The organism is Bradyrhizobium sp. AUGA SZCCT0283, from assembly GCF_018130385.1.
Lineage (GTDB): Bacteria > Pseudomonadota > Alphaproteobacteria > Rhizobiales > Xanthobacteraceae > Bradyrhizobium.
The window spans coordinates 1-24,562 of sequence record NZ_JAFCLU010000030.1; the positions used below are offsets into that span (position 1 = coordinate 1).

Sequence of the window (24,562 nt, forward strand, 5' to 3'; positions counted from 1 at the left end):
TAAAGCGTGATGGCATTAGCTTCGATAACCTGAGTTTTTAAGGTAGTTGGCGCATTCTTCGGGTGTGAAGGCGTCGAGGACCTCACCGATGGCGGTGCAGACTGTATCGACGGTTCGCGCCGCGGCCTTTCGGAGCAGATGTTTGAGCTTGGCAAAGACCTGTTCGATCGGGTTCAGGTCGGGTGAGTATTTTGGCAGGAAGAACAGCTTGGCTCCGGCGGATCGGATGAGCTGACGCACGAGCTTGCCTTTGTGGCTGCCAAGATTGTCCATGACCACGATATCTCCGGGTCGAAGCGTCGGCAGAAGAACCTTCGCCACATAGGTCCGAAAGCTCTCGCCGTCGATCGGTCCCTCGATAAACCACGGCGCATCAATCCGGTCATGGCGCAAAGCCGCCAGGAAGGTCATGGTCTTCCAGCGGCCGTGGGGAACCTTGGCGGGGAGTCTGCGCCCGCGCGGCGCCCATCCCCGTAAGGGAGCCATGTCGGTTCGGGTCCAGGTCTCGTCGATGAAGACGAGCCGCTCAGGTTCGACGCGGTCTTGATACTTTGTCCATTGGACGCGCCGCCGCGCCACGTCGGGACGATCGCGTTCGCCAGCCACCACGCTTTTTTTTGAAGCTGAGCTTCTCGGCATGCACGAAATCCCACACCGAGTGGTAATCGACCTTCAGACCGCGTCCGGCAAGCTCAGCAACGAGCCCGCGTATGGTGAAATCACCGTCCCTGAGCCGCTGCGACAGCCAGACCGCGTGGTCGCCCGAGATCGCCTTCGGCTTGTGACCGCCCATCTGACCAGGTTCAACGCTGCCGGTCTCCTCAACCCGCTGCATCCAGCCGATGGCCGTGCTGATCGCGACCCCAAACCGCTTGGCCGCCTGATTGCGGGACATCCCACCCTCAATTGCCGCCACGACACGCTTGCGAAGATCCAGAGAATAGGGCTTGCCCATCCATGCTGGCCTCCTGTCCAGCCAGCATGGTGAATCAGAAGCCCGCTGATTTGGGAATCCCAAATCGATTCAACCTAACCCCATCCCGCTTTAATGCCGCGCTTAAAATCACGGCCTGTGGCTATGGGTCCCTGCTCCCGTGCGCAATGGCGCACTAGGCAAGGACGACAATCACGCCACGTGTGGCACGGCGTCAAACCGGGAGACCACGATGTCGCGCTTGGTCTCGTCGACGCGCACGGTCATGTCGAAACGCCCCTCGTGGAGCTCCTTGTTGAGCACTTCGGCATTGCGATGCAGCCAGCTGATGCCGGCGCCGTCGGAAGCATCGATCGACAGATCGAGCGTCGTGCGTGTCGCCGCCAGCCGATCCTCGATCGCAGTCAACAGCTCATTCACGCCCTCGCCTGACACGGCGGACACCAGAAAACAGGGCCGCTCCGGCGGACGGCGCGCGGCGATGTTGCGCAGGTTTTCGCGTTCCTCGGGATCGAAGCGATCGATCTTGTTCCAGACTTCGAGAATGCGTGCGCCAGAGTCGGGATCGATGCCGAGCTGGCGCAGCACGGTGTCGACGTCGCGCTCCTGCGCCTCCGCGTCTTCGTGCGAGATATCGCGAACATGGAGAATGATATCGGCCTCCAGCACCTCTTCCAGCGTGGCGCGAAACGCGGCGACGAGTTGCGTCGGCAGGTTGGAAATGAATCCGACGGTGTCCGACAGCATCGCCTTGCCGCCATGCGGCAGGCTCAGCGCGCGCAAGGTAGGATCCAGCGTCGCAAACAGCATGTCGGCCGCCTGCACATCAGCACGCGTGAGGCGGTTGAACAGCGTCGACTTGCCGGCGTTGGTGTAGCCGACCAGCGCCACCACGCGGTAGGGCACCCGCTGGCGGCCGGCGCGATGCAGCCGCCGCGTCGCCTGCACTTTCTTGAGTTCGTTCTCCAGCCGCGTGATGCGATCGCCGATCAGGCGGCGGTCGGCTTCGATCTGGGTCTCGCCGGGGCCGCCCATGAATCCGAATCCGCCGCGCTGGCGCTCCAGATGGGTCCACGACCGCACCAGCCGGCTGCGCTGATAATTGAGATGCGCCAGTTCGACCTGCAGCGAACCTTCCTTGGTCTTGGCGCGGCGGCCGAAGATTTCCAGAATCAGCCCGGTGCGGTCGAGAACCTTGGTGTTCCACGCCTTCTCGAGATTGCGCTGCTGGATCGGCGACAGCGCGCAATCCATCACCACAAGTTCGATGTCGTGGCCCGCGATCAGGCCGGTGATCTCCTCGACCTTGCCTTTGCCGAGATAGGTCGCAGGCCGGATCTGGCTGATAGGCGCAATCAGCGTGTCGGCGACCGTGAGGTCGATGGCGCGCGCCAGACCCGTCGCTTCCTCGAGCCGGGCCTCGGAATCGCGCACAACATCGCTCGCCTGCGCATCGGCGTCGCCGCGGCGCATTCGCAGATAAGGGCCGATGACGATCACCCGCCCGCTTTGCTTAGCCCCCGCCGACCGCGGACGATCGGCGCTCCCTTCGCGGTTGAGGGGTTCCAATCAGTTCACTCTCAAGCCGGAGCATCCTCGCCGCCTTCGAACAACTGAATCGGAGCCCCCGGCATGATGGTCGAGATCGCATGCTTGTAGACAAGCTGCGAATGACCGTCGCGCCGAAGCAACAAGCAGAAGTTGTCAAACCAGGTAACAATCCCCTGCAGCTTCACTCCGTTGACCAGAAAGATCGTCAGTGGCGTTTTTGTTTTGCGAACGTGATTCAGGAAGGTGTCTTGTAGATTTTGTGCGCGGTCTGCCGCCATTGTTTTTGTCCCGCAGTGTGTTTCTTTTTATTAAGCCGGCTGTTGCTCTCTCATGGAGCCTGCCCCCGACTTGCCGGCGTCCCCTGAGATCCCCCTCCGGTCGGCTCGGCAGTTCAATTAGAGGGTACGCGCGCTTTTAAGGCAAGCCGGTTCGGGCCCCGCCTAGCCGGAACCCAGTGGCCATTCTCCGTAAAAGCGCGGAAAGAGATAAATATTCCAAAGCAAGTGCATGGATCGGCTCAAAGCGAGCGAGATGAGCCGATGATTGCGGCACGTAGCGAACAAGCGATTCACTCAAGTCTCAGCCAACCCCAAGCGCCTTCAGCTTGCGGTGTAGCGCCGAACGCTCCATGCCGACGAATTCGGCGGTGCGCGAAATGTTGCCTGAGAACCGGCTGATCTGCGCGATCAGGTAGTCCCGCTCGAACACTTCCCGCGCCTCACGCAGCGGCAGTCCCATGATGTGCTCGCCATTGTTGCTGGTCGGCATCGCCGGCACCATCGAACCCACATCCTGCGGCAGCATGTCGGCGGTGATGATTGCTTCGGGGCCGCCGCCGGCCAGAATCATGACGCGCTCGACATTGTTGCGGAGCTGGCGGACGTTGCCGGGCCAGACATGCGACTGCAGCACCGCCATTGCGTCCTGGCCGATCTGCCGCTTCGGCAGGCCCGTCGCCGCCGATATCTGGTCCATGAAATAGTCGATCAGTTCGGGAATGTCCTCGCGGCGTTCCGACAGCGGCGGGACGCGGATCGGCACCACCGACAGCCGATGGTAGAGATCCTCGCGGAATCGCCCTTCCGCGATCTCTTCCTCCAGGTTGCGCGCGGTCGACGAGATGATGCGAACATCGACATGAATCTTGGCGGTGCCGCCCGAGCGCTGAAAGGTCTGATCGACCAGCACGCGCAGGATCTTGTTCTGGGTCTCACGCGGCATGTCGGCAATTTCGTCGATGAACAGCGTGCCGCCGTGGGCCTCTTCCAGCGCGCCCGGCTTGCGCGCCTGCTCGCCATTCGACTGCTCGATGCCGAACAGTTCGACTTCCATCCGCTCCGGCGTGATCGCCGCGGCGTTGATGACGACGAACGGTCCTTCAGCACGGCTCGATGCATTGTGCAGCGTGCGCGCGGCCAGTTCCTTGCCCGACCCCGAGGGGCCGACGATCAGGATGCGGCTGTTGGCCTTGGCTGCCCGGTCGATGGTCTGGCGCAACTGGTTCATGCAGGCGGAGCGGCCGGTGAGAACGCTGGCGGTGGGAGCCAGTTGCTTGAGTTCCTTCACCTCGCGCTTGAGGCGCGAGGTCTCCAGCGCCCGCGTCGCTACCAGGATCAGCCGGTCGGACTTGAACGGCTTTTCGATGAAGTCGTAGGCGCCGCGCTTGATCGCGGCTACCGCGGTTTCGATGTTGCCGTGGCCGGAGATCATCACCACGGGAACCTCCGCGTGATCCTTCTTGATCTGCTCAAGCAATTGCAGGCCGTCGAGCTTGGAGCCCTGCAGCCAGATGTCGAGAAACACCAGATGCGGGCGGCGGTTGGCGATCTCGGCCAGCGCCGAATCGCTGTCGCGCGCGGTGCGGGTCTTGAAGCCTTCGTCCTCCAGGATGCCCGCAACGAGGTCACGAATATCGGCTTCGTCGTCGACAATCAGAATGTCACTGGCCATGGGTTACACCTGTCTTGTCAGTTGCCTGTTGCGGCTTCGGTTCTTGCTTCGTCATTGGTCGCGGATACCGCCTCATTGGTTTCGCCTGACGGCGCTTTTGTTTGGTCAACCTGTGGTTTTGCGTTCGACTCCGGCGGCTTCGCTTCCGCCTTCGGCGCATGGCCTGACACGGCGAACCGCAGCCGCATCCAAGCGCCGCGCTGCCCGGGCCGGAAATCGGAGGCATCCTTGAGTTCGATGCGGCCGCCATGGTCTTCCAGCACGCGGCCGACGATAGCGAGCCCGAGCCCGGTGCCCTTCTGGCGCGTCGTCACATAGGGCTCCAGCAACCGCGCACGGCTCACCTTCGGCAGGCCGATACCATTGTCGATCACGTCGATCACGATGTCGTCGTTTTCCTGCGCGGCGATGACGTCGATGCGTCCCTTGCCGAGTTCTTCCGGCGGCACCTGCTCGATCGCCTCCGTCGCGTTCTTGATGATGTTGGTCAGCGCCTGCGAAATCAGCCGGCGGTCGAACTGCGCCCGCATCGGGTCTTGCTTGATATCAGCCTCGATATCGAGATCGGGATGGCCAACTTTCATCAGGAATACCGCCTGGCGCACGGTATCGGCGACGTCCTCGCCTTCCATGACCGGCTTTGGCATTCGCGCGAAGCGGGAGAATTCATCGACCATTCGCCTGATGTCGTCGACCTGCCGCACGATGGTGTCGGTGCATTGCTCGAAGATACCCTTGTCTTCGGTGATGACCTTGCCGAATTTGCGGCGGATGCGCTCGGCCGAAAGCTGGATCGGCGTCAGCGGATTCTTGATTTCGTGGGCGATGCGGCGCGCGACGTCGCCCCATGCCGACGTCCGCTGCGCGGAGACGAGCTCCGTGATGTCGTCGAGCGTGATGATGTAGCTGTCGCGCGACTGGCTGGTCTGCTCGGCGCTGACGCGGACCGACAGGTTGCGCTCATGGCCGTCGCGCATGATCGTGATCTGGCCCTGCACCAGGCGTTGCGTGCCCTCGCGCGCCGTCTTCATCATGTCGTCGAGCTCGGGCAGCACGTCCGACAGCGGATGGTCCAGCGTCTCCGACTCGGCATGGCCGATGAGCTTCTCGGCCGAACGGTTCAGGATGCCGACGCTGCCGGAGGCGTCGACGCCAATGATGCCGGCGCTCGCCGACGACAGCACGGCCTCGATGAATCGCCGGCGGCTGTCGATCAGGTCGGAGGCGTTCACCAGCTCGTCACGCTGGGTGCGCAATTCGGCCGTCATCTTGTTGAAGGTCTCGCCGAGCTGCGCGAGGTCGCCTTCGGATTTGTGGACCGGCACCTGGACATGCAGATCGCCGGTCGAAACGATATTGGCTGCGCTCATCAAATTGCGGATCGGCGCCACCAGCCAATTGGCGAAATTCAACCCGATCAGCACCGACGCCATCAGAATGGTCAGCGCGATCACCGCAAACATCAGCGCGAAGGCGACCTGAATGCCGAGCCGGCGGGATTCGATCTGGGCGTATTCGGCAACGCTGGCCTGGGTCTGCTTAAGCTGACTGACCACCCGCGGGTCGAGCAGACGGGCAACGTAAAGAAAGGTGTCAGTGAAGCCGTGGAGGCGAATGATCGCTGCGACGTAGTTTTCTTCCGGGAACACCGCGATCTCCGGTTTGCTTTCGCCGATATTGCTGAGGAACTCCTGCGGTGGCGTCGAGAATTGCTGCTGGATGCCGGTTTGCGCCGTCACCAGAACGTTGCGGTCCTTGTCGATCAGCATCGCGCCCGGCAAATTGCGCGAGGCAGCGTTGTTCGTCAGCAACTCGAAAAATGACTGCCGGTCCTGGTCGAAAAGTGGCCGCGCATTGGAGAGGTCGTTGGCCATCCCCAGAATGTCGCCATTGATCAAATAGGCGTGCTCGTTGACATAGGCGTGGGCAATGTTCAGCGAATTCTCGATCGCCGCGCGCGTCGGCCCGGAAAATAGCCTGTCGAGGCCACGATCAAGGGTGATATTGGCGACAATGGCTACCACGACCGCCGGCAGCACGGCGATGACGGAGAACAGGCTGACGATCTGGACGTGCAGCCTGGCCGCAGCCCTGCCGCGCCGCCGCGCCTGAATTACTTGCCAGACTTCGCGGATGATGATGCAGACCAGCAGCAGGATGGTCGCCGCATTGATCAGCAGGAACGAATAGACCACTTGGCGGGTCGGCTCGATCGGTGTCAGGCCGCTCAGGACCACGAAGGTCAGAAACGCCGACAGCAGCGCGATCGCAACCGCAAACGGCGCCACCCACTTCCGCAGGATCCCGCCTCCGGATTCGGCAAGCGACGGGTCGAACGATGGTGCCGAGGTCGTCTCTGCGGTGGTCATTCCGGCAATCGGTGATTTGAAAGGGCTGGTGCCCGCCTGGCGCGGACTGATGCATTCATATCACAATGTTGCCGAATTGCGACAATTCCGCGGCCATCCGACCGCTAAAGCAAGCGATCCCCAGCCGCGCCACCCGTCTTTATTGCGGAGGGAAGCGAGTGCAATCCCTAACCGCCGCTCCGGTAGACCTGAATGTCGAGGTCCCTGATCTTCTTCCGCAGCGTATTGCGGTTGAGGCCGAGCAGGTCGGCCGCGCGGATCTGGTTGCCGCGCGTGGCCGCCAGCGCTGCGGTGAGCAGCGGCACCTCGATCTCCTTGAGGATGCGGTGGTAGAGGCCCGGCGGCGGCACACCGTTCGGGAAGCCGGAGAAGTGCGACGACAGATAGGCCTCGACCGCCCCGCCGAGGTTCTCCACGCCCATCGGCGCGTTGCCGCCCGAGGTGACCGCCGGAGGCGCCAGCTCGCCATCGATCACCGAGGCCGTAATGACGTCCTGCGGGTAAAGCGCAGCCAGCCGACGCGCCAGATTCTCGAGTTCGCGCACATTGCCGGGCCAGCGATGTTGCTTGAGCCGCTCCAGCGCCAGCGTGTCGAGTTTTTTGGGCGGCAAGCCGTCCTTTTCGGCGAGCGAGAAGAAATGCCGGATGAGATCGGGCAGATCCTCGATCCGCTCCCGCAGCGGCGGCAGCCGCAGCGGCACCACGTTCAGGCGGAAGAACAGATCCTCCCGGAACAACCCCTGCTGGATCAGGATGCGCAAGTCCTTGTTGCTGGCCGCCACGATCCGGACGTCGGTCTTGATCGGGGTGCGCCCGCCGACGGTGGTGTATTCGCCCTGCTGCAGCACGCGCAGCAGCCGAGTCTGCGCTTCCATCGGCATGTCGCCGATTTCGTCGAGAAACAGCGTGCCGCCTTCGGCCTGTTCGAATCGGCCCGACGCGCGGGTATTGGCGCCAGTGAACGCGCCGCGCTCATGGCCGAACAGTTCGGATTCGATCAGGTCACGTGGGATCGCCGCCATGTTGACGGCGACGAACGGGCCGTTACGGCGCTTGCCGTAGTCATGGAGCGCGCGGGCGACCAGTTCCTTGCCGGTGCCGGACTCGCCGGAGATCATCACCGTGAGGTCGGTCTGCATCAGCCGCGCCAGCACCCGGTAGATTTCCTGCATGGCCGGCGAGCGCCCGACGAGGGGAATCGAATCGAATTCGGAATCATCCGCCGCACTTGCCACCCGCTCCTTCGGCTCGGCCAATGCGCGGCCGACGATGGTGATCAGCTCCTTCAGGTCGAACGGCTTCGGCAGATATTCATAGGCGCCGCGTTCCGAGGCCCGGATCGCCGTCATGAAGGTGTTTTGCGCGCTCATGACGATGACGGGCAGGTTCGGCCGCATCTTCTTGATCCGCGGCAAGAGGTCGAACGCGTTCTCGTCGGGCATCACCACGTCGGTGATGACGAGATCGCCCTCGCCCTGGCTGACCCAGCGCCACAGCGTGGCGGCGTTCCCGGTCAGGCGAACTTCGTATCCGGCGCGCGAAAGCGCCTGGTTCAGAACCGTGCGGATGGCGGTGTCGTCATCGGCAACGAGAATGCTACCTGCGGGCATCGTTATTCCTCATCTTGCGTCCTGTGACGCAGGCGGCAGCGTACCCGGAACGCCGTCGCGGTTGCTTTGGTCGAACTGTTTGGTGGGATTGAACATCGGCATCAGCACGCGGAAGGTGGTCTTCCGCGGCTGGGATTCGCATTCGATGATGCCGCCGTGATCGCCGACGATCTTGGCAACCAGCGCCAGGCCGAGCCCGCTGCCGGTTTGCTTCGTCGTCACGAAGGGATCGAACAGGTTCGGCAGTAGGTCTTCCGGCACGCCGGAACCGTTGTCCTTGACGCAGAATTCGAGCGGCAGCGACACCCGCGATTTTTTGCCCGGCACCGACAGGCGAACGCCGGGACGGAAGGCGGTGGTGAGCTGGATTTCCGCGTCCGAGCCGAGATCGGCCACCGCTTCGGCAGCGTTCTTCACGAGATTGAGGAACACCTGAATGAGCTGGTCCTGATTGGCCAGCACCGGCGGCAATGACGGATCGTAGTCCTCGACGAAGCGGATGTTGCGGGCGAAGCCGGACTGCGCCAGCCGTTTGACGTGGTCGAGCACGGAGTGGATGTTGACCGGTCCGCGCGCCACCGGACGGTCGTCGCCGAACACTTCCATGCGGTCGACCAGCGTGACGATGCGGTCCGCCTCGTCGCAGATCAGCCGGGTCAACATGCGGTCTTCGGATGAGGCGGCCTGCTCCAGCAATTGCGCCGCGCCGCGGATTCCCGACAGCGGGTTCTTGATTTCATGCGCCAGCATCGCCGCCAGCGCGATCACCGAGCGCGCCGCGCTCCGATGCGTCAATTGCCGATCCATCTTGTCGGCGATGGTGCGCTCCTGCAGCATCACCACGATATGGCCCGGCCGCTCGGTTAGCGGGGCGACGTGCAGATCGACCTGGCGGTCGCCGCCGATGCGGGGCGTACCGAGATCGACCTTGTATTCATTGACCGGCGAGCCGCTCGAGCGCACCTGATCGATCAGCGCCAGCAGCGGGCTGCCGAACGGCACCAGCTCCTTCAGCGACTGCCGCCGCAAAAACTGCGTCGAAATCTCGAAGAAGGATTCGGCAGCGATGTTGGCGTCGACGATGCGGCCGTCGGGCGCCACCAGCAGCACTGGATTGGGCAGCGCATTGAGGATGGCCTCGCTGTCGGAGGGCACGGCGCGGCGATGTTCTGCGGCTGACGTCATGCGGCAGCACTCCATGCAAAATCGTCGAACGCGTCCTGCAGCGATCGGTGCACGCGGTGCGGATCCTCCGACGTCAGAACCTTTTGCCGCCAGCCCTTCAACGTCTCGGCCGGCGCGCGGCTGTACTGGGCCGCGATCTCCAACGCCCAGCCGAGATGCTTGCGTGCGTGCTTGAGCCCGATGCGCAGCCCGTAATGGCTGCAGACTTCGTCGTAGAGGGCGCGCACATGCGCGAGTTGTTCGGCGAGCGACGGTGCAGTCTCCGCCTGTCCGGTTTCGAGCCGGCGGCCGATCTGCCCCGGGAGCCAGGGCTGGCCCTGCGCGCCGCGCCCGATCATCACGGCGTCCGCCCCTGACCGATCCAGCGCCTGGACCGCCTTCTCGAATGAAGTGATGTCACCGTTGACGACGAGCGGCACGGAGACCGCGTCCCTGACCGCGCGCACGGCGGTCCAGTCGGCGACGCCCTTGTAGAACTGGCAACGCGTCCGTCCGTGCACGGTAATCATCTGCACGCCGGCCTTTTCTGCGCGGCGTGCCAGTTCGGGCGCGTTGAGCGAGCGATCGTCCCAGCCGAGCCGCATCTTCAGCGTCACCGGCACGCTCACCGCCGCGATCGTGGCTTCGATCAGCTTGAGCGCATGATCGAGATCGCGCATCAGCGCCGAGCCGGATTGACCGCCGGTGACATGACGCGCCGGACAGCCCATATTGATATCGATGATGTCGGCGCCGGCCGCTTCCGCAACCCGTGCGCCCTCCGCCATCCAATGCGCCTCGCAACCTGCGAGTTGAACGACGTGCGTTCCGACACCCGCTGCCTCGCAGCGCAGAAGCGACATCGGCCTGCCGTGCACGAGCTCGTCGCTGGCGGTCATCTCTGAGACGACCAGTCCTGCGCCGAGAGTGGCGGCAAGGCGTCGAAAGGGAGCATCGGTGACGCCGGACATCGGCGCCAGGAGAACCCGGTTGGCGACGGCAATCTCGCCTATTTTCAACGGCTTAGAGGCTGAACTTTCCGGGCCGGTCACGTCGTTCTCTTGGTTAGGGCGGCGGCTTCATTGCAACCGTCGGCGCATATTGTGAGCACAAATCTTGGGCAGTCAAGCTTCTTGCCTACACTTTAGACAGATCTATCATTTGTGCAAGTGCACTGCAACAAAAACCGCTTTTCCCACAGCTAATGGAATCGCTCTGTTTTTCCGTATTCGGCATGGTAAGGGCTGTGCGCCAGCGCGGCCCGACGCCCTCTCCTCAACCCTGATTCGTTCGTATTTGAGTCCCAATGCCCAGACCTGAGCGTACCGCAGCCATCCTCGTCGCAGCCGGACGCGGGCTTCGCGCCGGTGCCGGGGGACCCAAGCAATATCGCGAGATCGGCGGACAGACCGTGATCTTCCGCGCCATGCAGGCGTTCTGCCGACATCCGGACGTGTTTGCCGTGCAGCCGGTGGTGAATCCCGATGACGCCGCCACGTTCAACGAGGCTGTCGCGGGACTGCGCCACCAGCCTCCCACCAATGGCGGCGCGACGCGTCAAGCCTCGGTGCATGCCGGGCTCGAAGCGCTGGCGGCGGAAAAGCCCGACATCGTTTTGATCCACGACGCCGCGCGGCCATTCGTAACGCCTGCGGTGATTTCGCGCGCGATCGATGCCGCCGGCCGCACCGGCGCGGCGGTCCCTGCGATCCCGGTCACAGACACGATCAAGCAGGTCGGCGATACCGGCGACGTCGAGGCGACGCCCGAACGCGCGCGACTGCGAATCGCGCAGACGCCGCAAGCGTTCCGCTTCGATGTGATTCTCGATGCCCATCGCCGCGCCGCGCGCGACGGCCGCAGCGATTTCACCGACGATGCGGCGCTCGCCGAATGGGCGGGATTGACGGTAGCGACCTTTGAAGGCGATCCTGCGAACATGAAACTGACAACATCAGAAGATTTTGCCCGCGAGGAAGCCCGCCTCGCCGCCCAGCTCGGCGACATCAGGACCGGCACCGGCTACGACGTGCACGCTTTCGGCGACGGCGATCACCTGATGCTCTGCGGCGTGCGCGTGCCGCATACACGCGGCTTTCTCGCCCATTCCGACGGCGATGTCGGCCTGCATGCCCTGGTCGACGCCATTCTCGGCGCGCTGGCGGACGGCGATATCGGTTCGCACTTTCCGCCGACCGACCCGCAGTGGAAAGGCGCCGCGTCCGACAAGTTCCTCAAATATGCCGTCGACCGCGTCACCGCGCGCGGCGGCCGGATCGCCAATCTCGAAGTCACGATGATCTGCGAGCGTCCGAAGATCGGGCCGCTGCGCGATACCATGCGCGCCCGGATTGCCGAGATCACCGGGCTCAACATTTCGCGCATCGCCGTCAAGGCGACGACCAGCGAACGGCTCGGCTTTACCGGCCGCGAGGAAGGCATCGCCGCGACCGCGAGCGCCACCATCCGTCTGCCGTGGGACGATAAAGGTTGGAGCGAGTAAGCCATGAGCGGCAGCGACGCCCGCGCCCTCTCCCGCTCGCTGCTCGACCTCTGCCGGATGCGCAAGCTGACGATTGCGACGGCGGAATCCTGTACCGGGGGCCTGGTCGCCGGCGCGCTCACCGACATTCCCGGCTCATCGGACGTGATCGACCGCGGCTTCGTCACCTATTCAAACGACGCCAAGCGCGCGATGCTCGGCGTCAAGGCCACGACGCTTGCGACCTTCGGCGCCGTCAGCAAGGAAACCGCGACCGCGATGGCGATCGGCGCCCTGGAAAAAGCCGGCGTTGATCTCGCGGTATCCATTACCGGAATCGCAGGTCCCGGCGGCGCCACGCCGGGCAAGCCGGTCGGCCTCGTCCATTTCGCGGTCGCCTCGCGCGACGGAAAAATACTCCACCGCGAATTCCGTTTTGGAGCCATTGGCCGCACCACCGTGCGCCAGCGCTCCGTCGTGGAGGCGCTGCGCATGCTGATGGAACTGGCGCGCGGCCCGCAGCCGCCCGCCAAGCCGCGACGCGAAACGATGAGCCGGCTGCGCCCACGGGTGGCGCGTACGCCGCGGCGCAGCGCCGTCAAGCGACGCCGGCCGGCGCGAACTTAAGACCAGTATCAGACCTGCGCGGCCAAAGCCTTGGCGCGCGTTTCGCTCAGCGAGCTTACCGGCGTCAATGCCTCCGGGCTGATCGAAAGCTCGATGATGGCCGGAAGTCCGCTTGCCACGGCTTCGTCGAAAGCGCGCGCGAAATCTTCGGTGCGTTCGACATGCGCGCCGAAGCCGCCGCAAGCGCGCGCCAGTGCCGCGAAGTCGGGGTTGGCGAGATCGGTACCGGAAACACGGCCAGGATAGGTCCGCTCCTGGTGCATCCGGATCGTGCCGTACATGCCGTTGTTGCAGACGATTACAATCAGCGGCAGCCGGTTTTCGACCGCGGTCATGAACTCCAGCCCGGTCATCTGGAAGCAGCCGTCGCCGGCAAATGCGATCACCGTGCGCTCGGGATGCTGCAGCTTGGCGGCGACGGCCGCGGGCAGGCCATAGCCCATCGAACCCGAGGTCGGCGCGAGTTCGGTGCGATATTGCCGATAGCGCCAGAACCGGTGCACCCAGACCGCATAATTGCCGGCGCCGTTGCAGATGATGGTGTCATGGGGCAGGCGATCGCTCAAACCGCGCACGATCTGCGAGAGCTGCACATCGCCGGGCGAGCGCGTCGGCTCGGCAAATGCGAGATAGTCGGCATGCGCCGCCTTGACATGGTCGGCGCGCGATCGATGCTTCGGCTCCAGCCGCTTGATCGCCGCCGCAAAGGCCGCGCTGCTCGCGACCACGCCGAGCGTCGGCGAATAGACGCGGCCGATCTCTTCGGGGTCGGGATAGACGTGAACCAGCGGCTGCCTTGGCTTTGGAATATCGAACAGCGTGTAGCCGCCAGTGGTGGCCTCCCCCAGCCTCGCGCCAAGCGCGATCACCAGATCGCTGGTGCGGATCCGGTCGGCTATTTTGGCGTCGAGCCCGATGCCGATGTGGCCGCCATAGCAGGGATGCAGATTATCGAAATAGTCCTGGCAGCGGAACGAGACGCCGACGGGCACTTCATGCGCCGATGCAAACGCCTCGAGATCGCGGCGTGCCTGATCGCTCCATCCGCCGCCGCCGACGATCAAAAACGGCTTCTTCGCCTCCGACAGCAGCGCATGGAACTGCCGCAGCGCCCCCTCGTCAGGCGCGATCGGAAGCGGCGTGTAGGGCGGCGCATCCGGCACCTCGGCGCTGTCGGTGAGCATGTCCTCGGGCAGCGCCAGCACGACCGGACCGGGACGGCCCGAAGTCGCGGTGAAGAAGGCGCGCGAGATGAACTCCGGAATCCGCCGCGCGTCATCGATCTGGGCGACCCATTTCGTCATCGGCCCGAACATCAGCCGATAGTCGATTTCCTGAAACGCCTCGCGCTCCATCATGTCGCGCCCGACCTGGCCCAGCAAAAGGATCATGGGCGTTGAATCCTGAAACGCGACATGAACGCCGGCTGACGCATTGGTCGCGCCGGGCCCGCGCGTGGCGAACGCGATACCCGGGCGGCCCGTCAGCTTGCCATAGGCGTCCGCCATCATGGCCGCGCCGCCTTCATGCCGGGCGTTGACGAACCGCACGCGCTGGCTCTGGTACATGCCGTCGAGCGCGGCGAGGAAGCTCTCGCCGGGGACGCCGAACACGGTGTCGGCGCCGTGCAGGGCCAGTTGCTCGATCAGAATATGGCCACCGGTTCGAAGATTTGCGTCCATTGCCTCGTCCTTCGGTTACGGGATCACGGATTTGGACCCGGCTTAGAGAATGGCGGCGGCACCAGCAACCGGTTTTCCTGCAAGATCAGATATCCCGCCGCGGCCCTGCCCCCGGCTTTCCGTAAACCGCATCCGCACGCTTTTCGAACGCCGCGGCAAAACGCTGGAACGCGGTGTCGAACATCGTTCCCATCAGCATCGCCAGCATCCGGCTTCTGAATTCGTACGACAGGAAAAACCCGACGTCGCAGTCGGTTTCGGATTTCGGTTCGAACGACCAGCGGTTTTCGAGGTTGCTGAACGGGCCCTTCAGATATTCGACCATGATCCTCAGGTTCGGCCGGTCCAGCGTCACCCGGCTGGTGAAGGATTCCCGCACCAGCTTGAACGACACCGTCATGTCGGCGACGATGACTTCAGTGCCGTCTCCCCTCGACGTGCGCTGACGTATCCGCAGCGACTGACACAGTGGCACGAATTCCGGATAACGCTCGACATCGGCGACCAGATCGAACATCTGCGACGCGGTATGATGAACCCGGCGCTTGCTGGAAAAGCGCGGCATCAGTGGATACTCGCCCGGTTCTGCCTGAGCGCGATTTCCGTCAGATAGTCGTTCGCCTGCGTCCGGTCGGTGAAGCAGACCAGCGATTGATCGGCGCGCAGTCCTTCAAAATAGCTCAACAGCTTTGGCCGCTGTTGCCGGCGGTAGGTCCAGACATAGCGAAAAAACTCGACGTCGAATTTCTCCGGACAGCCTTCGGCCATCTCCGGGCGGACTTGGCCATAGCTGCCGGCGATCCGCTTCACGATGCCGAACATGCAGCTCCTGCGCGGCAGGTCGAACCAGATCACGGTGTCGCTGCAATGGCGGCGCAATTCACCCGCGCCGTGCCTGGTGTAGTTACCATCCATGACCCATTGCGGCCGGCGCGCGATCTCGGCCACGCGCTGTCCGAACTCGGCATTATCGGAGGCGACCCAGCCGGGTTTCCAGTACAGCGCATCCAGCGAAACAAAGGGAATGCCCGTCATCTCCGACAGCTGCCGAGCAAATGTCGACTTGCCGGACCCAGACGATCCCATGACAAGAACGCGTTGCATTGGTTCTATCCGAGGCTAGAGCATGATCCGGAAAAGTGGGCACCGGTTTTCCGAAAGATCATGCTCCAATCAAAGAGACAGAGCGGGATGACGATTCGAAGAAAAGTCATCACGCTCCAGCCCGTGCGAGGCGCGCCGCCTGCAGCTTGGCAAAATCCTCGCCCGCGTGGTGCGACGAGCGGGTCAGCGGACTCGCCGACACCATCAGAAAGCCCTTGGTGTAGGCGACCTTCTCATACCCTCCGAATTCATCCGGGGTCACGTAGCGCATGACGGCGTGGTGCTTGCGGGTCGGCTGCAGATATTGCCCGATAGTGAGAAAATCGACCTCGGCCGAGCGCAGATCGTCCATCACCTGCAGCACCTCGTGGCGCTCCTCGCCGAGGCCGACCATGATGCCTGACTTGGTGAAGATGGTCGGATCGATCTCCTTGACCCGCTGCAACAGCCGGATCGAATGGAAATAGCGCGCACCGGGCCGCACCGTGAGATAGCGCGCCGGCACGGTTTCCAGATTGTGGTTGAACACGTCGGGCTTGGCCGCGGCCACCACTTCCAACGCACCTTCCTTGCGCAAAAAGTCCGGCGTGAGGATCTCGATGGTCGTCGTCGGGCAGCGCGCGCGGATGGCGCGGATGGTCTGCGCAAAATGCTCAGCGCCGCCATCGGCGAGATCGTCGCGATCGACCGAGGTCACCACCACATGGGTGAGCCCAAGCTTGAAGGTGGCCTCCGCGACATGTTCCGGCTCCATCGAGCGCGCCAGGCATGCCGGTCTTGACGTTGCAGAACGCGCAGGCTCGCGTGCAGGTGTCCCCCATGATCATGAAGGTGGCGTGCTTCTTGTCCCAGCACTCGCCGATGTTCGGGCAGCCCGCCTCCTCGCACACCGTGACGAGGCCGTTCTCCTTGACGATCTTTCTCGTGTCCGCATAGCCGCGCGTGTTCGGCGCGCGCACCCTGATCCAGTTCGGCTTCGGCGGCGACAGCGCATCCGGCCGGTTCACCTTTTCGGGGTGACGCGGGCGGACCTGGGTAGCTGAGACGGTATCGACGAGAACGACCATGTTAAGTCCGGCTATTGCGAGAACATCTAGCTAATCGGTGTTCCTGGTGGCTGCAACCCAGTTGCGGAAGGCCGCAACCCCGATTGCGGAAGGGCCGCAATCCGGCTCGCCGAACCTAGCAGAAACGTGCAACATATTGGTAGTTTTCACCTGTTCCGCCCTGATTCCCACCTGAAAATGGCTCAAAATCCGAAGCCGGCCGATGCCGCCGCCCCTCGCCTCGGCAAGCCGCTGAAACGCTCGTTTTTTGGCCGCAGCGTGCATGAGGTCGCGCCCGACCTGATCGGGGCGACGCTCCTGGTCGATGGCGTCGGCGGCATCATCACCGAGGTCGAGGCGTATCATCACACCGAGCCGGCCGCGCATTCCTTCAACGGGCCGACGCCGCGCAACCTCGTGATGTTCGGCCCGCCGGGTTTTGCCTATGTCTACCGCTCCTATGGCATCCACTGGTGCGTGAATTTCGTCTGCGAAAAGGAAGGCTCGGCCAGCGCCGTGTTGATCCGTGCGCTGCAGCCGACCCACGGTCTGCCTGCGATGCGCCGCCGCCGCGGCCTGCAGGAGGAACGCGCGCTGTGTTCCGGGCCCGGCAAGCTCTGCGAGGCGCTGGGCATCACCGTCAAACATAATGCGTTGCCGCTCGATCAGCCGCCATTCGCACTCCATGCGCGGCCCGGCAAACCCGAGATCGTCGCCGGCGCGCGGATCGGCATTACAAAAGCGGCCGACCTGCCGTGGCGCTACGGGTTGAAGGGATCGAGGTTTTTGAGCAAGCCGTTTTGACAACTGGAGCATGAGACCGTCGTCGCGAGCGAAGTCCGTAGGATGGGTGGAGCGAAGCGATACCCATCGCCCCACGCACCGGCATTGATGGGTATCGCTTCGCTCCACCCATCCTACCAGATACACCTCTGCAATCTCGCGGCGCGTTGCGCCCGAGGCTTGCTTGAAGTTTACCCTCCATCGAAACAGAGGGCGCAGGGAATGCCGGGTGCCGGCTGGCACCCGCGGTCTCGTGTGCAGGATGCACTCAAGAATGCGCACACGAGCATACAGGTACAGCCGGAGCATCCCGGCATTCCCTGCGCAATGGTTTTACGGCTTATGCCGAGCTCTCCCCGGAGACGAATTCCTCTTGCCTCCGTCGCCAGCGAATTGACGGTTCGCATCGCCCGGTTGAGCTTTGCAAACCTCCGCCGGCTTGACGCCAGCCACGGGCGCCAGGACCACACGGTTTTGCCGTACGCAGCTTCCTCCACCAAAGACTCCAACCAGCCGAGTGCCGGCCAACCGAAGATCTGGCGGAAGCGTTTAAGCGCCGTTCGTCTGCGCGCGATGTTCGCTCACGGAAGCCCGCCCTGCGAATACATCCACGCGCCTGACGCTGCCGCGTCCACCGCAACCCGCCCCAACGTTCGTGACGATGGCCAACGCCCCTCTTCTTAGGACGGGATGGCGGAGGTTGTAGGGGTGATTTGGGTCTGGCGCGAAGCGGAATATTTTTGCGGGCGAGACTGGACGGGGCAAATCAGCTTGAAGTTGCAAAGGAAAATCGCACATTGGCGCAGGGCTGGAAAGCATGGCCCATCCCATCTCGCGAACTCCGGCTGACGCAGTTGAGTGCAATCGCTCCCCCCAAAGAACTCACGATGCCAGCGCGATCCGGATCATCCGGGCGAGATCGGAACTGAGGTAAGGCTTCGGCAGCAGCAGCACGCCGGCGTCGAGGCGGCCATGATGGACGATGGCGTTCTCCGTATAACCGGACGTATAGAGCACCTTGAGTTCCGGGCGCCGTTTCAGCGCCTCGGTCGCGAGCTGACGGCCGTTTAGTCCGCCGGGGATTATCACGTCAGTGAACAGCAGATCGAAGCGTTCGGGACCATCAATGATGGCCAGCGCCTCGGCGGCATTGCCGGCGGCGGTCGTCCGGTACCCGAAACGGCTGATCTGCGTCACGACGTATTCGCGGACCAGCGCGTCGTCCTCGACAATCAGGATGGATTCGTCGCCGTGTTCGACCCCCGAGATACCAGTCTCGCCGGCCAGCGCGTCCGGCAGGCCCGCCGCCGCCGGCAGGTAAAGCTTCACGGTGGTGCCGTGGCCCTCTTCGCTGTAGATCTTGATATGTCCGTTCGACTGCTTGACGAACCCGTAGACCATGCTGAGACCCAGCCCCGATCCCTTTCCGACCTCCTTGGTGGTGAAGAACGGTTCAAACACCTTGTCGAGCAGGCTGCCTGGGATTCCTTCCCCCGTGTCGCTCACCGCGATCATGACGTAGTCGCCCGGCTTGAGCTCGCTGGTCATGCCGGGGTAGTTCTCGTCGAGCACGACATTCCTGGTTTCGAGCGTGAGCTTGCCGCCGTTCGGCATGGCGTCACGCGCATTCAGTGCGAGGTTGAGGATCGCAGTCGAGAGCTGACTGGGATCAATCAGGGCCGGCGCGGAATCGTGCGCCAGCATCGATTCGATTTCGATCTGTTCGCCGAGAGTCGGTCGCAGCAACCGCGCGGCATCGATGACCAGGGCGTTGACGTCAGTGTTGCGCGGCTGCAGCGGCTGCCGACGGGCGAAGGCCAGCAGATGCCGCGTCAGGTCAGCCCCCCTCGCTGCGGCGGCGCTGATCATATCGGTGATCTGGACGAGATGCGGACGATCCTTGACCGCCTCGCCGAGGATTTCGATGGTTCCGGTGATCACGGTCAGAATGTTGTTGAAGTCGTGCGCAACACCACCGGTGAGTTGGCCGACGGCTTCCATCTTCTGCGCTTGCCGGACCTGGGCCTCGTTGGCCTCGATCTCCTGAAAACGTTTAACCATGGCCTCGGCCTTGCGCCGGTGTCGGATTTCCTCCTCAAGCGCCGCATTGGCCTGCTGAAGTTGCGTGCGTGACGGCTGCACCAGGATCCGCGGCAGCGACAGCAGCAGTGCCGCCGTGATCCCGACCGATATCAGCGCCAGGAAGCCTTTGGTAAGGCCTTCGATGTCGTAGGCCGGCACCCACAAGGTGAGGATCGCCAGCAGGCGGGTTATCCCGCAGACCGTGACGAAGATGGCGAATATCCCGAACACGCCGCGGTACATGAGATCGCGGCGACGCCACACGAAGAACCCGAGGACGAACGCGGTAGCAAAGAAGGCACCGGCGAGCATGGCGTCGGAAACGGCATTCAGCCAGATCAATTCCGGCTTCCACAGCAGGCACGCGCCGTGCGGGGTGAGCGTCGACATGTTCAGAATATCCTACTTGAGTTGAGACATTGCCAGAAAGCCCACTCGATAGGCCTTTCTCAATTCCTGCCCACTCGCATCAGGGAAGGCAAGCGACCACGCGATGGAGGCGCCGCCCAGAACGTCGATGAATTCGCGCCGGCTCATGGCAACTCCGTCCCGGGCTGAGGTCAATATTTTCGATACTTGGAACGATAGCACGCGCGGCCTCCGCGGCGTGGGAGATAATCCGTGGTGTGCCCGCCGCCGCGGTCCCACCTGCCCTGACCAGCGGGCGATGTCCGACTTGCGTCCGGAATGCGCACCAAAGCGGACGTCCGCCGACCGCTCCGAATTTATGAATTACGCCCCAAGTATCGAGCCACCACACCCCGGATGTCGCAGCCAGAACGCTCGAACGTTTGGAGCAGGCGCCGGCTTCCGGTTACTATCAACAGGGTCCGGTGCAGTCTCAATTTCCGTTCGAGCCCCATCAATCATCAGGCCGCCATTTGAAAGGACCACCATGTCGCGTCCCGCCCGGTTCCCTCGGCATTTGCCCTTGGCCTGCATCGCTGCCTGCACCCTGGCCTTGTCGGCCCTGCCCTCTCGGGCTGCGCCGGAGGGTCGCATCCACGATCTGGCGCAGCAGGAAAAAGCCTCGCTGCTCGACACGCTGCGCGATCTCGTGAACATCGAATCCGGCAGCAAGGACGCCGAGGGCCTGGCCCGGCTGGCGGCGTTGATCGGCGAACGCCTGACGCGGCTGGGGGGCAAGGTCGAGATCATTGAGCCGACCGACGTCTACCGGATGGACGACACGCCGCCCAGACCGGGCGCCATGGTGCACGCCGAATTCAAGGGGACCGGAGCCAAGAAGATCATGCTGATCGCCCACATGGACACCGTCTACCTGCCCGGCATGCTGAAGGACCAACCCTTCCGCATCGACGGCGAGCGCGCCTATGGGCTCGCCATCGCCGACGACAAGCAGGGAGTAGCCCTCATCCTGCACGCGATAGCGATGCTGCAAACATTGCAGTTTAGGGATTACGGCACGCTGACCGTCCTGATCAACGGCGACGAGGAGATCAGCTCGCCGGGCTCGCGCAGCACCATCACCCGCATGGCGGGCGAACACGACGCCGTGTTCTCCTACGAAGGCGGCGGCGAGGACGGCCGCCTGCGCCTGGCCACCAGCGGCATCGGCGCGGCCTACCTGACCGTGGACGGCAAGGCCTCGCACGCCGGCGCTGCGCCGGACAAGGGCGTGAACGCGCTGGTCGAGTTGTCCCATCAGGTGTTGCAATTGAGCGACCTGTCGCGGCGCGACCAGGGCCTGAGCCTGAACTGGACGGTCTCGCAGGCCGGTACCAACCGCAACGTGATCCCGGCACAGGCCACCGCGCAAGGCGACGCAAGGGCGCTGAAAGTGTCCGATTTCACCCAGTTGGAGGCCACTCTGCAGCAACGCGTGAAGTCGCAACGACTTCCCGACGCCAAGGTGCAGCTCCGGTTCGAGATGCGCCGCCCGCCGCTGGAGGCCACGCCCGCCTCGCGCCGCCTGGCCGCCCACGGCGCCGCCATTTACGAGGAACTGGGCTTGCCATTGAAGGTGCTCGACGTGGCCTCTGGCGGCGGTACCGACGCCGCCTTCGCGGCGCTGAAGACCACCGCCCCCGTCATCGAGGGTTTCGGCCTGAGCAGCTACGGCGCCCACTCGAACGACGCCGAATACGTGAAGCTGGAGTCAATCGTGCCGCGCCTTTATTTGTCGGCGCGCATGATCATGGATGTGTCGCAGGACAAGGTGAAATGAGACCGGTGCAGCGGTGGTACGGCGACACGGTACTCGATTGCTGGTGGGACCAATACCGCCGGCGATCTGCAAATGACTGCGCTGTCACCGTCGTCCGTGGCCAAGCGTCGATCAGTCCTCAACGATGACCGAGACTACCTCAGCCGTCATTGCGAGGAGCTCGCGACAAAATTGCAAAGCAATTTTGCGCTGGAGCGACGAAGCAATCCATACCTTCCTCGCGGCACGATGGATTGCTTCGCTGCGCTCGCAATGACGAAGAATTACGGTGACAGTGTCACCGTAATTCGAAGTCGCCGCGCACTATCGGCCGACGATCCTCAACATCTCGTCGACATAACTGGAGCGACCGATAAGGGACTCGTTTTCCTCGATCATCATGAGCTTGACGTTGCGCAGCGCGGCAAGGTCGTTGTCCCCCGGGTTTCTCTGTAGTTCACGATAGGGAACGCCGCCGAACCGCCCCAGCCTGGCATAGTAATAGAGGTTGAGAGCGGAGAGGCAGTTGTGCTCGATCAGAATACTGGCGGGCAGATGGCCAAAACTGCTGCCGACAATCGCCGCGTCCAGCGTTCGCGCGCCCCCCTGCTCGCACGGGGTCGATTGAACGTAATTCACCTTCGGCGTCAGATAGCCGAGCGGCGGAAAGAACACGTTGAGCAGATCGGCCAGTTCGCGATCGGCACCGCCGGTCGGCCGCGACAGCGTATAGGTGAAGGTGAACGGCGGCACGATCTCACGGCCGGCCTGGGCGTTGATTTCCTTCACCAGGGCGCTCACCACCAGCGCGCCACCGAGATCATTCCAGTGCTCTCCGCCCTGCGGAAACAGGTCGACTTCGTAACGTCCCTTGAGCGCGTGAATCAGGCCCGCGCCATCCAGCACGTTGATGCCGGAATCCCTGAGCGCATTGACATATTGCGGAACGAGTTGCGCCCGCGCCGCCGGCGTGCTCGGGCAGGAAAGGCGATCGAGGAAATGCTCCGGCAAATGCGCTGCCTTCGAGGGCGAGACGATATAGACGAATACGCTGCCGCGCTCGGAATAGTAGTCCTGGATCGCCCTGAGCTTTGGGATGGTCGCGGCCGCAAGCGTGGCCCCCCGGTCCTCGGTACGCGAACAATATTCGTCGAGATAGTTTTGGCCGATCAATTGTCCCTTCCTGCCGCTGACGACCTGCGGCGCGGTCAGAGCGCCGAACAGTTCGAAACGGATCTCGTTGTTAAGCCGGATCAAGAGCGGCCGGAAAGTGATGGCTTCGGTTAGCCGGCTTGCCACAGCCTTCTGAAGGCTGCCGTCACGCAGCGACGACCAGGACATGGTGACGGGCGCTTCGAGAGTGACGCCGCCAAGCTTCGGCCCGATCTTGATCTCCCGGCTCGGCGCCACGGCCAGATTCCATGCAGTGACGAGTGGCAACAGCGCCAGCGCCCCGCAGAGCAGCAGACGCGGTATTGGGCGTGTGAGGGCAAAGCGGTTCATTCGTCAGAACCTGAAATAGATGAAGGGCTGGAAAGGCACGGCAAATGCCCGCGCCAACGCCAGGACATAGATCAGGACCAGCACGGCGACGGTCACCCACCTGAGCCAGGCTAGTTGCTCGTGCGCGCGTGCCAGCAAGGGATAAAGCGGCGTTGCCGGAAACAGCGAAACCAGCGCCCCGATGAAGAGTGTGAGCGGCACCTCGGCCGGCACTTCCAGCGCCGTTGTTCCCTCCGACATTCCGAACAGTGCGCCGAGGAACGGCAATAGTCGCGACGGCTGCTCGGAGCGGAACAGCGCCCATCCGATCATGACGATGAACAAGGTGATGGCGGTGGCGACGATGCGGCCGCAACGTTGCAACGTGTCGCGCAGGAACATCCGGTCGAGCGTCAGGAACAGTCCGTTATAGGCACCCCACAGCACGAAATTCCCACTGGCGCCGTGCCACAGCCCGGATGCGAGAAAGCAGATCCAGAGATTCAGATAGGTGCGAGCCTCACCCTGGCGATTGCCGCCGAGCGGCCGGTATAGATAGTCGCGAATCCAGGTCGTCAGGGAGATATGCCAGCGCCGCCAGAATTCCGTCAGCGATTGCGAAATGTAGGGCGCATTGAAGTTTTCCCTCAGGCGAAATCCGAGCATCCGGGCAAGCCCGATGGCCATGTCGGAATAACCGGCAAAATCGAAATAGATCTGTACGGCAAAACAGACGAGGCCCAGCCAGGCATAGGATGCGCCGAGATTCGCGGGGTCGGCCGAGAACACCTGATTGGCGAATGCGCCGAGCGGGTCGGCAATCAGCAGCTTGCGTCCGAGACCGCGCGCAAAGCGGAGAAAGCCGTCGCCGAAATCACTCCACTGAATCGGAGGCGGCGCCGCGATCTGATCCCTCATCTCATGGTATTTCAGGATCGGACCAGCCAGCAATTTGGGAAAGAAGAACACGAACAGGGCGTAGTCCCACAACGACGCCGCAGGCCAGGAAACCCCGCGATAGGTATCGACCAGATACGTGATCTTCTCGAACACGACGAACGAGACGCCGATCGGGAGCGCGATATGCAGCAGCGGCAGGAGGTGCGGACCGAATGACGAAAGCAACGCGTTGAGATTGCCGAGAAGAAAATCGGCGTATTTGTAGACAATCAGCATGCCCAGATTGCCTGCAATTCCAACCGTGAGGGCGAGCCGCCTTGACCGGTGCGGCACCTTGTCATTGAGGTAAAATGAAAGAGTGTAATCCGCCGTGGTCGAAAGCAGCAGCAGCAGGACGAAGACCGGCTCGCCCCAGAGATAGAACAGCATGCTGGCGATCAACAGCGCTGATTTCTTCGTAACCGAAGCTGTCGCCAACAGATAAAGCGCGTAGAACGCGGCAAAGAACGTCACGAACGATGGTTCGTAGAACAGCATTGAAGGAACTCAAGGAGATAAAGAACAGGTTATGTGGAAATATATGACAGGACCATCGACGAAGCGAAATCCGGATTCAAGCCCGGCAAATG

The 24,562-nt window shown here is 63.1% G+C and carries 19 protein-coding genes and 1 pseudogene; 4 read left to right on the forward strand and 16 right to left on the reverse strand.

Features of this window, described 5'->3' with window-relative positions; genetic code table 11:
* Window positions 1-15 precede the first annotated feature (15 nt).
* From JQ624_RS30100 to dusB, 8 genes are all read right to left on the reverse strand, one after another.
* Window positions 16-955 (reverse strand): IS630 family transposase gene (locus JQ624_RS30100; RefSeq protein ID WP_212422541.1). Its coding sequence is split into 2 segments (ribosomal slippage): window positions 16-618 and window positions 620-955, totalling 939 coding nucleotides; the frame shifts between segments, so codons are not numbered across the junction.
* A gap of 171 nt (window positions 956-1,126) precedes the next feature.
* Window positions 1,127-2,503 carry a GTPase HflX gene (hflX, locus tag JQ624_RS30105; RefSeq protein WP_212422542.1) on the reverse strand — a complete coding sequence of 459 codons (1,377 nt, stop codon included), beginning with the start codon at window positions 2,501-2,503 and terminating at the stop codon, window positions 1,127-1,129.
* 11 nt (window positions 2,504-2,514) lie between these two features.
* Window positions 2,515-2,763 carry an RNA chaperone Hfq gene (gene hfq / locus JQ624_RS30110; RefSeq protein ID WP_006020546.1) on the reverse strand — a complete coding sequence of 83 codons (249 nt, stop codon included), beginning with the start codon at window positions 2,761-2,763 and terminating at the stop codon, window positions 2,515-2,517.
* 301 nt (window positions 2,764-3,064) lie between these two features.
* Window positions 3,065-4,435 (reverse strand): sigma-54 dependent transcriptional regulator, encoded by a 1,371-nt coding sequence (locus JQ624_RS30115; RefSeq protein WP_212422543.1) that lies wholly within the window; start codon window positions 4,433-4,435, stop codon window positions 3,065-3,067.
* A 17-nt stretch (window positions 4,436-4,452) separates the two neighbouring features.
* Window positions 4,453-6,804, reverse strand: a complete 2,352-nt coding sequence (locus JQ624_RS30120) for a PAS domain-containing sensor histidine kinase (RefSeq protein ID WP_212422544.1) — start codon at window positions 6,802-6,804, stop codon at window positions 4,453-4,455.
* Between the two features lie 167 nt (window positions 6,805-6,971).
* The gene (ntrC, locus tag JQ624_RS30125) at window positions 6,972-8,414 is read right to left on the reverse strand and encodes a nitrogen regulation protein NR(I) (protein WP_212422545.1); all 1,443 of its coding nucleotides are present in this window, start codon (window positions 8,412-8,414) and stop codon (window positions 6,972-6,974) included.
* Window positions 8,415-8,423: 9 nt separating this feature from the next.
* The gene (locus JQ624_RS30130) at window positions 8,424-9,599 is read right to left on the reverse strand and encodes a nitrogen regulation protein NR(II) (RefSeq protein WP_212422546.1); all 1,176 of its coding nucleotides are present in this window, start codon (window positions 9,597-9,599) and stop codon (window positions 8,424-8,426) included.
* Complete coding sequence (gene dusB, locus JQ624_RS30135) at window positions 9,596-10,597, reverse strand: tRNA dihydrouridine synthase DusB (RefSeq protein ID WP_212422602.1); 1,002 nt, start codon at window positions 10,595-10,597, stop codon at window positions 9,596-9,598. The genes JQ624_RS30130 and dusB overlap by 4 nt, the downstream gene beginning before the upstream one ends.
* A 287-nt stretch (window positions 10,598-10,884) precedes the next feature.
* Between dusB and JQ624_RS30140 the strand changes: the two genes are divergently transcribed.
* On the forward strand, window positions 10,885-12,081 hold the full coding sequence (locus JQ624_RS30140) for a bifunctional 2-C-methyl-D-erythritol 4-phosphate cytidylyltransferase/2-C-methyl-D-erythritol 2,4-cyclodiphosphate synthase (RefSeq protein ID WP_212422547.1): 1,197 nt from the start codon (window positions 10,885-10,887) through the stop codon (window positions 12,079-12,081).
* A 3-nt stretch (window positions 12,082-12,084) separates the two neighbouring features.
* A complete protein-coding gene (locus JQ624_RS30145) occupies window positions 12,085-12,687 on the forward strand; it encodes a CinA family protein (RefSeq protein WP_212422548.1) in 603 nt (200 codons plus the stop codon).
* An 8-nt stretch (window positions 12,688-12,695) separates the two neighbouring features.
* Here the strand turns inward: JQ624_RS30145 and JQ624_RS30150 are convergent, their stop codons facing one another.
* The 4 genes and pseudogenes from JQ624_RS30150 to lipA all read right to left on the reverse strand — a co-directional run bounded on the left by JQ624_RS30150 (window position 12,696) and on the right by lipA (window position 16,540).
* Window positions 12,696-14,369: a thiamine pyrophosphate-binding protein gene (locus JQ624_RS30150; RefSeq protein WP_212422549.1), complete on the reverse strand. Its 1,674-nt coding sequence runs from the start codon at window positions 14,367-14,369 to the stop codon at window positions 12,696-12,698.
* A gap of 85 nt (window positions 14,370-14,454) precedes the next feature.
* Complete coding sequence (locus JQ624_RS30155; protein WP_212422550.1) at window positions 14,455-14,934, reverse strand: type II toxin-antitoxin system RatA family toxin; 480 nt, start codon at window positions 14,932-14,934, stop codon at window positions 14,455-14,457.
* Window positions 14,934-15,473, reverse strand: coding sequence for a DNA topology modulation protein (locus JQ624_RS30160; RefSeq protein WP_212422551.1), 540 nt, complete (start codon window positions 15,471-15,473; stop codon window positions 14,934-14,936). The genes JQ624_RS30155 and JQ624_RS30160 overlap by 1 nt, the downstream gene beginning before the upstream one ends.
* 109 nt (window positions 15,474-15,582) lie before the next feature.
* A pseudogene (lipA, locus tag JQ624_RS30165) lies at window positions 15,583-16,540 on the reverse strand (lipoyl synthase).
* A gap of 177 nt (window positions 16,541-16,717) precedes the next feature.
* Here lipA and JQ624_RS30170 point away from each other — a divergent pair.
* The gene (locus JQ624_RS30170) at window positions 16,718-17,323 is read left to right on the forward strand and encodes a DNA-3-methyladenine glycosylase (protein WP_212422552.1); all 606 of its coding nucleotides are present in this window, start codon (window positions 16,718-16,720) and stop codon (window positions 17,321-17,323) included.
* An 861-nt stretch (window positions 17,324-18,184) separates the two neighbouring features.
* On the opposite strand, the gene JQ624_RS30175 is transcribed toward JQ624_RS30170, so the two are convergent.
* Both JQ624_RS30175 and JQ624_RS39415 read right to left on the reverse strand, forming a co-directional pair.
* The gene (locus tag JQ624_RS30175; RefSeq protein ID WP_212422553.1) at window positions 18,185-19,774 is read right to left on the reverse strand and encodes an ATP-binding protein; all 1,590 of its coding nucleotides are present in this window, start codon (window positions 19,772-19,774) and stop codon (window positions 18,185-18,187) included.
* Window positions 19,775-19,786: 12 nt separating this feature from the next.
* Window positions 19,787-19,921, reverse strand: a complete 135-nt coding sequence (locus tag JQ624_RS39415) for a hypothetical protein (protein ID WP_283816982.1) — start codon at window positions 19,919-19,921, stop codon at window positions 19,787-19,789.
* A gap of 358 nt (window positions 19,922-20,279) precedes the next feature.
* On the opposite strand from JQ624_RS39415, the gene JQ624_RS30180 reads away from it, so the two are divergent.
* Entirely contained in the window at window positions 20,280-21,572 is a 1,293-nt protein-coding gene (locus tag JQ624_RS30180) for a M20/M25/M40 family metallo-hydrolase (RefSeq protein WP_212422554.1), read from the forward strand.
* Between the two features lie 303 nt (window positions 21,573-21,875).
* On the opposite strand, the gene JQ624_RS30185 is transcribed toward JQ624_RS30180, so the two are convergent.
* On the reverse strand, window positions 21,876-23,054 hold the full coding sequence (locus tag JQ624_RS30185) for an alginate O-acetyltransferase AlgX-related protein (protein WP_212422555.1): 1,179 nt from the start codon (window positions 23,052-23,054) through the stop codon (window positions 21,876-21,878).
* A 3-nt stretch (window positions 23,055-23,057) separates the two neighbouring features.
* A complete protein-coding gene (locus JQ624_RS30190) occupies window positions 23,058-24,470 on the reverse strand; it encodes an MBOAT family protein (protein WP_212422556.1) in 1,413 nt (470 codons plus the stop codon).
* Between the last annotated feature and the right edge of the window lie 92 nt (window positions 24,471-24,562).

Bases quoted from the DNA above. Each gene is read 5' to 3' on its own strand.
- hfq (WP_006020546.1), bottom strand. From the start codon at position 2,763: ATGGCGGCAGACCGCGCACAAAATCTACAAGACACCTTCCTGAATCAC.
- JQ624_RS30115 (WP_212422543.1), bottom strand. From the start codon at position 4,435: ATGGCCAGTGACATTCTGATTGTCGACGACGAAGCCGATATTCGTGAC.
- JQ624_RS30120 (WP_212422544.1), bottom strand. From the start codon at position 6,804: ATGACCACCGCAGAGACGACCTCGGCACCATCGTTCGACCCGTCGCTT.
- ntrC (WP_212422545.1), bottom strand. From the start codon at position 8,414: ATGCCCGCAGGTAGCATTCTCGTTGCCGATGACGACACCGCCATCCGC.
- JQ624_RS30130 (WP_212422546.1), bottom strand. From the start codon at position 9,599: ATGACGTCAGCCGCAGAACATCGCCGCGCCGTGCCCTCCGACAGCGAG.
- JQ624_RS30140 (WP_212422547.1), top strand. From the start codon at position 10,885: ATGCCCAGACCTGAGCGTACCGCAGCCATCCTCGTCGCAGCCGGACGC.
- JQ624_RS30145 (WP_212422548.1), top strand. From the start codon at position 12,085: ATGAGCGGCAGCGACGCCCGCGCCCTCTCCCGCTCGCTGCTCGACCTC.
- JQ624_RS30150 (WP_212422549.1), bottom strand. From the start codon at position 14,369: ATGGACGCAAATCTTCGAACCGGTGGCCATATTCTGATCGAGCAACTG.
- JQ624_RS30155 (WP_212422550.1), bottom strand. From the start codon at position 14,934: ATGCCGCGCTTTTCCAGCAAGCGCCGGGTTCATCATACCGCGTCGCAG.
- JQ624_RS30160 (WP_212422551.1), bottom strand. From the start codon at position 15,473: ATGCAACGCGTTCTTGTCATGGGATCGTCTGGGTCCGGCAAGTCGACA.
- JQ624_RS30170 (WP_212422552.1), top strand. From the start codon at position 16,718: ATGGCTCAAAATCCGAAGCCGGCCGATGCCGCCGCCCCTCGCCTCGGC.
- JQ624_RS30175 (WP_212422553.1), bottom strand. From the start codon at position 19,774: ATGTCGACGCTCACCCCGCACGGCGCGTGCCTGCTGTGGAAGCCGGAA.
- JQ624_RS39415 (WP_283816982.1), bottom strand. From the start codon at position 19,921: ATGAGCCGGCGCGAATTCATCGACGTTCTGGGCGGCGCCTCCATCGCG.
- JQ624_RS30180 (WP_212422554.1), top strand. From the start codon at position 20,280: ATGTCGCGTCCCGCCCGGTTCCCTCGGCATTTGCCCTTGGCCTGCATC.
- JQ624_RS30185 (WP_212422555.1), bottom strand. From the start codon at position 23,054: ATGAACCGCTTTGCCCTCACACGCCCAATACCGCGTCTGCTGCTCTGC.
- JQ624_RS30190 (WP_212422556.1), bottom strand. From the start codon at position 24,470: ATGCTGTTCTACGAACCATCGTTCGTGACGTTCTTTGCCGCGTTCTAC.